This window comes from Arthrobacter vasquezii, assembly GCF_029455255.1.
Taxonomy (GTDB): Bacteria; Actinomycetota; Actinomycetes; order Actinomycetales; family Micrococcaceae; genus Arthrobacter_D; species Arthrobacter_D parietis.
On sequence record NZ_JAROKN010000077.1, the window covers coordinates 1 to 9963 of the forward strand.

Annotated in this window: 9 protein-coding genes; 8 read left to right on the forward strand and 1 reads right to left on the reverse strand. The window is 65.1% G+C overall.

Translation table 11 applies throughout. The annotated features are described in order from the left end of the window. The 8 genes from P4U43_RS16485 to P4U43_RS16520 all read left to right on the forward strand — a co-directional run. A partial coding sequence (locus tag P4U43_RS16485) for a diaminopimelate decarboxylase family protein (RefSeq protein WP_404800764.1) occupies positions 1–555 on the forward strand: 555 nt, incomplete at its 5' end. Between the two features lie 8 nt (positions 556–563). Beyond that, positions 564–1898 (forward strand): homoserine dehydrogenase, encoded by a 1335-nt coding sequence (locus tag P4U43_RS16490; RefSeq protein ID WP_277359702.1) that lies wholly within the window; start codon positions 564–566, stop codon positions 1896–1898. Next, positions 1898–3028: a threonine synthase gene (gene thrC / locus P4U43_RS16495; protein WP_277359703.1), complete on the forward strand. Its 1131-nt coding sequence runs from the start codon at positions 1898–1900 to the stop codon at positions 3026–3028. Before P4U43_RS16490 ends, thrC begins: the two co-directional genes overlap by 1 nt. Positions 3029–3041: 13 nt before the next feature. Further along, positions 3042–3992, forward strand: coding sequence for a homoserine kinase (gene thrB / locus P4U43_RS16500; protein WP_277359704.1), 951 nt, complete (start codon positions 3042–3044; stop codon positions 3990–3992). A gap of 350 nt (positions 3993–4342) precedes the next feature. Then, the gene (rho, locus tag P4U43_RS16505; RefSeq protein WP_277359705.1) at positions 4343–6499 is read left to right on the forward strand and encodes a transcription termination factor Rho; all 2157 of its coding nucleotides are present in this window, start codon (positions 4343–4345) and stop codon (positions 6497–6499) included. A 102-nt stretch (positions 6500–6601) separates the two neighbouring features. Then, positions 6602–7678, forward strand: a complete 1077-nt coding sequence (gene prfA / locus P4U43_RS16510; RefSeq protein ID WP_056548352.1) for a peptide chain release factor 1 — start codon at positions 6602–6604, stop codon at positions 7676–7678. A 15-nt stretch (positions 7679–7693) separates the two neighbouring features. Then, a complete protein-coding gene (prmC, locus tag P4U43_RS16515) occupies positions 7694–8542 on the forward strand; it encodes a peptide chain release factor N(5)-glutamine methyltransferase (protein WP_277359706.1) in 849 nt (282 codons plus the stop codon). Between the two features lie 17 nt (positions 8543–8559). Then, positions 8560–9363: an L-threonylcarbamoyladenylate synthase gene (locus P4U43_RS16520; RefSeq protein WP_277359707.1), complete on the forward strand. Its 804-nt coding sequence runs from the start codon at positions 8560–8562 to the stop codon at positions 9361–9363. On the opposite strand, the gene P4U43_RS16525 is transcribed toward P4U43_RS16520, so the two are convergent. Beyond that, a partial coding sequence (locus P4U43_RS16525; protein WP_277359708.1) for an NAD-dependent epimerase/dehydratase family protein occupies positions 9314–9963 on the reverse strand: 650 nt, incomplete at its 5' end. The genes P4U43_RS16520 and P4U43_RS16525 overlap by 50 nt on opposite strands.

Genomic DNA, 9963 nt, shown 5'->3' on the forward strand with positions numbered 1-9963 from the left:
ACAGGACGTGCACGCGGTGGTCTCCCGCACGGTCTGCGGGCGCCGCGGATCTCGATCGAGCCCGGCCGCGCCATTGCCGGACCAAGCACCTTCACCCTGTATACCGCCGGCACCACCAAGACGGTGCAGGCGGACGTCGACGGCGCCTCCCACCCCCGCCGCTACGTCTCAGTTGACGGCGGAATGAGTGACAACGCTCGCCCGGTGCTGTACGACGCCGACTATTCGGCCGTGGTTGCATCACGCACCTCCGCAGCGGAGCCGGTGCTCTCGCGCGTTGTCGGGAAGCACTGCGAAAGCGGTGACATCGTTGTGCGCAGCGTCTACCTGCCCGGCGACACCACGCATGGAGACCTGCTTGCGGTGCCGGGAACAGGCGCCTACTGCTGGTCGCTGGCCAGCAACTACAACTACCTCACCCGACCCCCTGTGGTCGCAGTGAAGGACGGCGAGGCACGCATCATCGTGCGCGGCGAAACCGAAGAAGACCTCCTCTCGCGCGATGTGCTGCGCAAGACGGGAAACGACCGAGCAACTCTGGAAGCAGGAGCCTGATCGATTTGATGAATGCCCCCCACACCACCGTTTCCGACGGCACACTGCGTGTGGCCCTGCTGGGCTGCGGAAACGTCGGTTCGCAGGTTGCGCGGATCCTCCTCGAGGACGCCGACAACCTGGCCGCCCGCATCGGTGCGCGCCTGGAGCTCACCGGCATTGCGGTGCGATCCATCGACGCACCCCGTGAGGCCGAGCTCCCCAGGGAGCTGTTCACCACGGATGCGGAATCCCTGGTGGAGGGAGCGGACATCGTCATTGAGCTCATGGGCGGAATTGAACCCGCCCGCACCCTGATCCTGCGGGCGATCGACCACGGAGCCACCGTGGTCACCGGCAACAAGGCACTGCTCGCCCAGGACGGGCCCACCCTCTACGAGCGCGCGGACGCGGCGCACGTCCAGCTGTCCTACGAGGCCGCCGTCGCCGGAGCCATTCCCATTCTCCGCCCGATCCGCGACAGCCTCTCGGGAGACCGCATCACGCGCGTCCTCGGTATTGTCAACGGGACCACGAACTACATCCTGGACCAGATGGACTCCACCGGCGCCCAGTTCGCCGATGCACTGGCCGACGCGCAGCGCCTCGGTTACGCCGAGGCCGATCCCACGGCGGACATCGAGGGATATGACGCCGCTGCCAAAGCGGCGATCCTCGCCTCCCTGTCCTTCCACACGCGCTTCGCGCTGGAAAACGTGCACTGCCAGGGCATCACCTCCGTCTCGGCGGAGGACATCTCTGCGGCCAAGGACGCCGGCTACGTCATCAAACTGCTCGCCATTGCGGAGCTGCTGAAGGATGAAGCGGGCGACGACGGCGTCAGCGTCCGCGTGCACCCCACCCTCCTGCCGCGTGAGCATCCACTCGCCGCGGTGCGCGGAGCGTTCAACGCGGTCTTCGTCGAAGCGGAGAACGCCGGCGAGCTCATGTTCTATGGCCAGGGAGCCGGCGGAACACCGACCGCCTCCGCCGTCCTCGGAGATGTGGTCAGCGCCGCCCGCCGCATGGTGCTTGGCGGTCCGGGCCGAACCGAAACAACGACGGGCCACGTCCCTGCGCTCAGCATCGACATGGTGAACACGAGCTATTACATCGGCCTGGACGTGGCGGACCAGCCCGGCGTGCTCGCTCGGATCGCGCAACTCTTCGCCGAGCACGGCGTCTCGATCGAGACCATGCGGCAGACTATCCACCCGGCGAGCGACGTCGGGGCGGCGAGCGCGGAACTGCGCATCGTCACACACCGGGCCACCGAATCCGCGCTGGCAACAACTGTGAAACATATCCAGGACCTGGACGTCATCAATGCAGTGACCTCCGTCCTCCGAGTAGAGGGACTCTGATGGCTCACCAATGGCGCGGGGTTATCCGCGAGTACGCTGACCGTTTGCCGGTGACGGAGTCCACGCGCGTGATCACGCTGGGTGAAGGTGGAACGCCGCTGGTGCACGCACCGGCGTTGTCGGAGCTCACCGGTTGCAGCGTGTACCTGAAGGTCGAGGGGATGAACCCGACCGGTTCCTTCAAGGACCGGGGCATGACCATGGCCATCACCGCGGCTGTTGAAGCCGGGGCGAAGGCCGTCGTGTGCGCCTCCACTGGCAACACTTCGGCGTCCGCTGCGGCTTACGCAACGCAGGCCGGTCTGACCTGCGCGGTATTGGTGCCGGACGGCAAGATCGCCATGGGCAAACTCAGCCAGGCCATAGCCCACGGCGCAGAGCTGTTGCAGGTGCACGGCAACTTCGACAACTGCCTCGATGTGGCCCGGAAACTGGCGGAGTCCTACCCGGTGTTCCTCGTGAATTCCGTGAACCCCGCACGCATCGAGGGCCAGAAGACAGCCGCCTTCGAGGTTGTTGATTCCCTTGGCGACGCCCCCGACTATCACCTGCTGCCTGTGGGCAATGCGGGAAACATCACCGCCTACTGGAAGGGCTATAAGGAGTACTCGCAGCCCTATACCTCTCCCACAGCAGGGGAATTGCCCGCGGTATCGACTCGCACCCCCATCATGTGGGGCTTCCAGGCCGAAGGGGCATCGCCGCTGGTGAAGGGCTACCCCGTGACTGAGCCGGACACCATCGCCACCGCCATCCGCATCGGCAATCCGGCGTCCTGGGACCAGGCCATCACCGCGCGGGATGAATCGGGCGGGCTCATCGAGGCGGTGACCGATGAGGAGATCCTCGAGGCGCACCGCTGGCTTTCGTCCCGTGAGGGCGTCTTCGTGGAACCGGCGTCGGCTGCCGGCGTTGCGGGCCTGATCAAGAAGCACACAGCCGGAGACGTCCCGGAGGGCAAGACCATCGTCATTACAGTCACGGGGCATGGCCTCAAGGACCCGCAGTGGGCGCTCAAGGCGGCGGACGGTTCTGACGTTGAGCCCACCAAGGTGGAGTTCGACGTCGTCAGCGTTGCAGGGGCGCTGGGCCTGGCGGACTCGCACGTGGGCCAGCGGGCAGATGCTTAGCGGAGCGCCGGCCATGACTGAGGCCATGGTTGCGTCCGGGCAGGAGGTTTCGGTGGAAGTTCCGGCAACCAGCGCCAACCTCGGCCCCGGTTTCGACAGCCTGGGGCTGGCCGTGACGCTCTACGATTCCATCCGTGTCCGGACCACCGAAACCGGCACGACGACGGTGACGGTCACCGGAGAGGGCGAGGAGTCCTTGCCGCGGGACGAGACGCACCTGGTTGCAGCAACTATCCTCGGCACGCTGGAGCGTGCAGGGTTCGCCAGCCCCGGCCTGGAAATCGAGACACGGAACGTGATTCCCCATGGCAGGGGCCTCGGGTCTTCCGCGGCGGCAATCGTCTCCTCCGTTTTGGCGGCCAACGCGATTCTTCCCGAGTCCGCCCGGATGGATGCGCGCGCTGTCCTGCAACTGTGCTCCACGCTCGAGGGACACCCGGACAATGTGGCACCGGCGCTGCTGGGTTCACTAGCGGTCTCGTGGGAAACGGGTCGTGCCTACCAGAGCACCATCCTCCCGGTGCATCCTGATGTAGTGCCTGTTGTCGCCATTCCCGCCAGCGAACTGTCGACAGAGGCAGCGCGTGCCCTGTTGCCCGCTTCCGTACCGCATAACAGCGCGTCATCCAACGCCGGCCGCGCCGCCCTGCTGGTGCACGCGATGACAAACTCGCCCGAGTTTCTCTTCGATGGGACCAGGGACCTGCTGCATCAGGATTACCGCGCCCAGGCCATGCTGCACAGTGCCACACTGATGCGGGCGTTGCGATCCGAGGGCTTCGCCTCGGTGATCTCCGGCGCCGGGCCTACAGTAATGACGCTTGCCGTGGGTCAGGACCAGGCAGCCGCGGTCATCGAGGCGGTCCAGCGCATCGTCGTCGGTGCGGATGAGGGTATTGACTGGCGTGTTCTACGGCTGAACGTGGACACAGAAGGTGCTAAAGTGAAGGTGCACCAACGGTAATTGCCTGCTTGAATCGTTGACGTTCATCACGCACCGATCTTACGAAGACAGTTCCGTATTCAGATGTGCTTCTGTTGATCTGGCCGTCATCTTCTGTGACCGTCGTGAAACTGCCTGTGTGTCAGCAGTGGCTCAATCTCAGGTGTACCTCCCAGAACCTGATGCGGCAGCAGTCACATCGTGACTGCTACGCACTGGGGCTCGAGGTCTCCAGCACGCTCGGCCACGCCGGAAAGCATCCGGCCAGCACCGAAACCTTAGCTTCCAACTCTTCTGACTTGGCGGCGGGCAAACCAAAACCGCGATCCACATCAGAGATGGATCGCCCGACGAGGGGGAAGGAATCCTTCGTGACTCAAACCACTGACCTGCCGACAGGCGTGGATACCCAAGCCGCCGAAACGAACGGCGCACCAGCTTCCAAAAGTTCCGGGCTTGCCGGACTGAAGCTCGCCCAGCTGCAGGCGCTTGCCGGTCAGCTTGGTATCACCGTAGGTTCGCGGATGCGCAAGGGTGACCTCGTGGCCGCAATCTCCGACCACCAGCGCGGCGCGGCAGTGGCAGACCGCCCCAAGGCGACGTCTGCACAGGCTCCGGCACACGAGAATGCATCGTCTTCGTCAGGCAACGCTGCTGCACAGAACGGTGCCGGTGCTGCATCGCAGGAGCAGGCAGCTGAGCCTGCCGAGCGGCCAACCCGCACCCGTAACCGTAATAGGCGGGCGGGAAGCGACGGCGTCGTAAAGACGGAGCAGGCTGCCTCTGACAGTGCGCAGGGCAATCAGGCTGTGGGCTCCGCGGCCGAGTCCGAGGGCGGGGCCGTCCAGGAGAATTCCGGAGCTGATTCGGAAACTCCGGATCGAGGCCGCCGCAGCCGGGACGGGCGCCGTGGGCGACGCACCGAGTCTGAGGCACAGGGCAGTGCGCAAGCATCTGAGACCGACGGTGCCGAGCAGGGCGCGCAGCAGAATGCTGAGAACTCCGAGGGTTCGGATAGCCAGGGCGAGCGCCGCAATGACCGCCGGGACCGCAACCGCGACCGCAACGAGCGACGCTCCAATGACGATCGCCGTTCAACCGAAGACAACCGCGATAACCAGAACGACCGGGACAACCGGAATGATCGCGGAGACCGTGGCGACCGTGACAACCGTGGCGACCGGGACAACCGGAATGACCGTGACCGGGACAACCGCGGCGACCGCGACGAAGGCAACAGCCGCAACCGGCGCAACCGTAACCGCAACAACCGCGAGGATGACCGCAACAACCGGTTCCGCGACCGCAACGAGCGCCGTCGGGGGCGCAGCAACCAGAACCCGGACGTCGACGACGTCGAGGTCACCGATGACGATGTCCTGCTGCCCGTTGCAGGCATCCTGGACGTCCTCGAGAACTACGCATTCGTGCGCACCTCCGGTTACCTGCCAGGAGCCAACGACGTTTACGTCTCTCTTGCCCAGGTCAAGAAGTACGGGCTGCGCAAGGGCGATGCCGTAGTCGGTGCCATCCGTGCGCCGCGCGAGGGCGAGAGCCAGAGCAGCACCCGCCAGAAGTTCAACGCGCTCGTCCGGTTGACCTCCATCAACGGCAAGAACCCTGAAGAGCTGAAGGACCGCGTGGACTTCGCGAAGCTCGTTCCGCTCTACCCCTCCGAGCGCCTGCGCCTGGAGACCGAGCCCAAGAAGATCGGTCCGCGCGTCATTGACCTGGTGGCGCCGATCGGCAAGGGCCAGCGTGGACTCATCGTGTCGCCTCCGAAGGCCGGCAAGACCCTGATCCTGCAGGCTATTGCCAACGCCATCACGGTGAACAACCCGGAAGTGCACCTCATGATGGTGCTCGTGGACGAACGTCCCGAGGAAGTCACCGACATGCAGCGCACGGTCAAGGGTGAGGTCATCGCCTCTACCTTCGATCGCCCGGCTGACGACCACACGACCGTTGCCGAACTCTCGATCGAGCGCGCCAAGCGCCTCGTCGAGATGGGAATGGACGTCGTCGTACTCCTTGACTCGATGACCCGCCTGGGACGCGCCTACAACCTGGCAGCACCTGCCTCGGGCCGTATTCTCTCCGGCGGCGTCGACTCGGCGGCCCTGTACCCGCCGAAGCGCTTCTTCGGTGCAGCCCGCAATATCGAGAACGGCGGCTCGCTGACCATTCTCGCCACGGCGCTGGTGGAGACCGGTTCGAAGATGGATGAAGTGATCTTCGAAGAGTTCAAGGGCACCGGCAACATGGAACTGCGACTGTCCCGCAACCTCGCGGACAAGCGCATCTTCCCCGCGGTCGATGTCAACGCATCCGGTACCCGGCGCGAGGAGAACCTGCTCTCGCCGGACGAGGTCAAGATCATGTGGAAGCTTCGCAGGGTCCTTTCCGGACTGGAGCAGCAGCAGGCACTCGAGCTGCTCACCAACAAGATCCGGGAGACGCAGTCGAACGTCGAGTTCCTCATGCAGGTCCAGAAGACCACGCTTGGATCAAAAAGCGACAACGATTAGTTGAGTAGCCGTTCGAGACATGCCGGCCGGCATGTCTCGAACGGCTTCGCGCGTTAAACCACCCACCACCGCTCGAATCCGATACTGAAGGTTGTGTCCGCCATGTTTGAGTCCATTCAGGGCCTGCTCGATGAGCACGCCGAGCTGCAGGTCCGGCTGTCTGATCCGGCCGTCCACACAGACCAGTCCCTGGCTCGCAAGCTTGGCCGGCGCTATGCCGAACTCAGCGGCATCGTGGAAGCGCACACACGGTGGCAGGCCCTGGAAGATGATCTTGAAGCCGCCCGTGAGATGGCCGAGGACCCTGAATTCGCTGCCGAGATCCCCGAGCTTGAGCAACAGTTGGCTGCCGCGCAGGAACGTCTGCGACGGCTGCTGATCCCACGTGATCCCAACGACTCCCGCAACGTCATCATCGAGGTCAAGGGTGGCGAAGGAGGAGACGAAGCCGCGCTGTTTGCCGGCGATCTCCTCCGGATGTACACCCGGTACGCCGAATCCCGCGGCTGGAAGACCGAGCTCATTTCCGCCAATGAATCCGATCTCGGCGGGTACAAGGATGTCCAGATGGCCATCAAGGGATCATCGAATGACCCTGCCGAAGGCGTGTACGCGCGGTTGAAGTTCGAGGGCGGAGTTCACCGGGTGCAGCGCGTTCCGGTCACGGAGTCGCAAGGGCGGATTCACACCTCGGCAGCCGGAGTACTGGTACTACCCGAGGTTGATGAGCCCGAAGAGGTGGAAATCAGTCAGAACGACCTCAAGATTGACGTCTACCGGTCGTCCGGGCCGGGCGGCCAGTCGGTGAACACCACGGACTCCGCCGTGCGCATCACCCACCTTCCTACCGGCATCGTCGTTGCCATGCAGAACGAGAAATCCCAGCTGCAGAACCGGGAGGCAGCCATGCGCGTGCTGCGCTCTCGCATCCTCGCTGCCAAGCAGGAAGAGATCGACGCCGCGAACTCTGACATCCGCAAGTCCCAGGTGCGCACCATGGACCGGTCAGAGCGGATCCGCACCTACAACTTCCCCGAAAACCGCATCGCTGATCACCGCACGGGCTACAAGGCGTACAACCTCGACGCCGTCATGAATGGTGAGCTCGAACCGGTAGTACAGTCCGCCATCGAACTGGACGAACAGACCCGGCTCGACGCCATCGGCGACGACGCGTAGGAGAGTCGGCACAGCATGGAGTCGCTGGCGGATGCCCTGCGCGAAGCTGCGTCGACGCTGGCTGAGGCGGGTGTGCCGAGTCCGAGGGTCGACGCGGAACTCCTCGCCGCGCACCTCATGGCTGAGAGTGTGGGTCGGGTGCGTGCCCTCGCCTTGATCGGGGCTGCGGTGCCGGAGGGGTACGGCGAACTCGTTGCCGAGCGGGCCCAGCGGGTGCCGCTTCAACACATCACGGGCATTGCGTACTTCCGCGGTCTGGAGGTTGCAGTGGGACCTGGCGTCTTCATACCACGCCCGGAGACGGAGGCGGTTGCCCAGCTTGCCATTGATGCGGCGCGGGGTATCTCCGGGGCGCGCGTGGCGGACCTTGGAACCGGGTCCGGCGCCATAGCAGGCTCGATTGCGCAGGAGGTGCCCGACGCGGACGTTTATGCGGTTGAACTGAGCGACCTGGCGTTGGCATGGGCGGAGCGCAATTTGAAGCCGCACGGTGTCACCCTGGTCAACGGCGACTATGCCGCGGCGCTCAGCGAACTGAACGGAACGTTCGACGTCGTCGTCTCTAATCCTCCCTACATCCCAACCGATGCGGTTCCTCGCGACCCCGAAGTTGCTGAGCACGACCCGGAGATTGCACTGTACGGGGGAAGCGCCGACGGGCTGCGCCTACCCCTGGCCGCTGCAGCTGCGGCCGTGCGCCTCCTGAAGCCCGGCGGTTATTTCGTGATGGAACACGCCGAGGTGCAGGCAGAAGCACTGATGCGGATACTGGGCGCAGACCCGTCGTGGAAGACTGTCTGCACGCACCAGGACCTTACTGAGCGGGACCGTGCAACATCGGCAATTCGAACCGACGTGCTGTAAATGAAAGGATGGCTGGCGTGAGTGCCACCTTCGATTGCTCCGACTCCACCGAACGCAGTGAGGGAATTGCGCGTGCCCAACGTGCGCTTGCCGCAAAGCAGTGCGTGGTGATTCCCACCGACACCGTGTACGGCATTGCCGCGGATGCCTTCACACCGCAAGCCGTTGCCACGCTGCTCGCATCCAAGGGCCGCGGCCGCAGCATGCCGCCGCCGGTTCTCATTCCACGCCTCCAGACAATGGACGGGCTGGCAACCGACATCAGCCTTGAAGCCCGCAGGCTCGCCGAGGAGTTCTGGCCGGGCGGCCTCACCCTCATCTGTCATGCCCAGCCGTCGCTCACCTGGGACCTTGGCGACACGTTCGGCACTGTGGCCCTTCGCATGCCGAACGACCGCGTTGCGTTGGACCTCCTGATCCTGACGGGTCCGCTCGCCGTCTCCTCGGCGAACCGCACGGGGCAGCCGGCGGCTGCTACCGCGGCTGATGCCTATGCCCAGCTGGGAGACGCGGTGGAGGTCTACCTTGAAGACGGTGCACGCTCAGCCGACGCCGGTGCGTCCACCATCGTGGATACCACCGGAGATCTGCCCGTCGTGGTTCGCGAGGGCGTGATTTCGTTCGAAGAGCTGCGCGCTGTGGTTCCCGGGGTCGTACGTGGAACCGCCGGTGACGACGCCGGTGCAGAGGACGGGAGCGCGGAAGAGGAACGCGGCACGGAAGAAGAACCTGCGGGCCCGCCGGACGCGACGCCCGCTGAAAGCCAGCCCACTAGCGAGGACCGCGTCGACGAGCCCCGGCCTCCTCAAGGATCGAACTGACGCGGGCAGGAAGGGCGACGCCCTGCCGGGCAACCCAGCCGGCAACCTGATCCTGGCCGAACCACATCAGCTCAACGCGCCGGATCGACCCGTGCAGGCGTTCCTTCAGAAGTGCGGATACCCCGTATCCCGTGCGCAGGATGAGCCGACAGAGAAATGCCGGAAGAACCAGGGGAGTGCCTCCGGTGGCCTCGAGCACCGTGCGCACGGTCATCCCTTCCCAGGGCTGCAGCACCACCTCCGGAAGCTGGCCCTGATGCAGACCAACCGTGCGGACAAGCTCCGCGAGCGCGTCGACCGAGGAGACCGGGCTGGGTGCGGTGCCGGGTGAGGCGACCGATGCCAGCGGTGAGGCAGCGAGCCGGGCCAGTGCCGTCGTCGTCGGCCGTTCAAGGCCCTGGACGGAGGTGGCGCGCACCGAGACAATTTCAAGCGTGCCGAAGGGGCCGAGTCCAAGCGCCTGTTCCCCGAGCGCCTTGCTCCGAGAGTAAGGGGAAAAGGGTGCAGTGTCCGGCGATTCGTCGAGGACCGGACGGTGCCCCTGCACGGCCGCGCTGCTGAGGTGCACCAGCCGATGAACCCCCGCCGCGGCGCACGCGC

Coding starts and splice junctions, on each gene's coding strand:
- thrC (WP_277359703.1), top strand. CDS start 1,898: ATGGCTCACCAATGGCGCGGGGTTATCCGCGAGTACGCTGACCGTTTG.
- P4U43_RS16490 (WP_277359702.1), top strand. CDS start 564: ATGAATGCCCCCCACACCACCGTTTCCGACGGCACACTGCGTGTGGCC.
- prfA (WP_056548352.1), top strand. CDS start 6,602: ATGTTTGAGTCCATTCAGGGCCTGCTCGATGAGCACGCCGAGCTGCAG.
- prmC (WP_277359706.1), top strand. CDS start 7,694: ATGGAGTCGCTGGCGGATGCCCTGCGCGAAGCTGCGTCGACGCTGGCT.
- thrB (WP_277359704.1), top strand. CDS start 3,042: ATGACTGAGGCCATGGTTGCGTCCGGGCAGGAGGTTTCGGTGGAAGTT.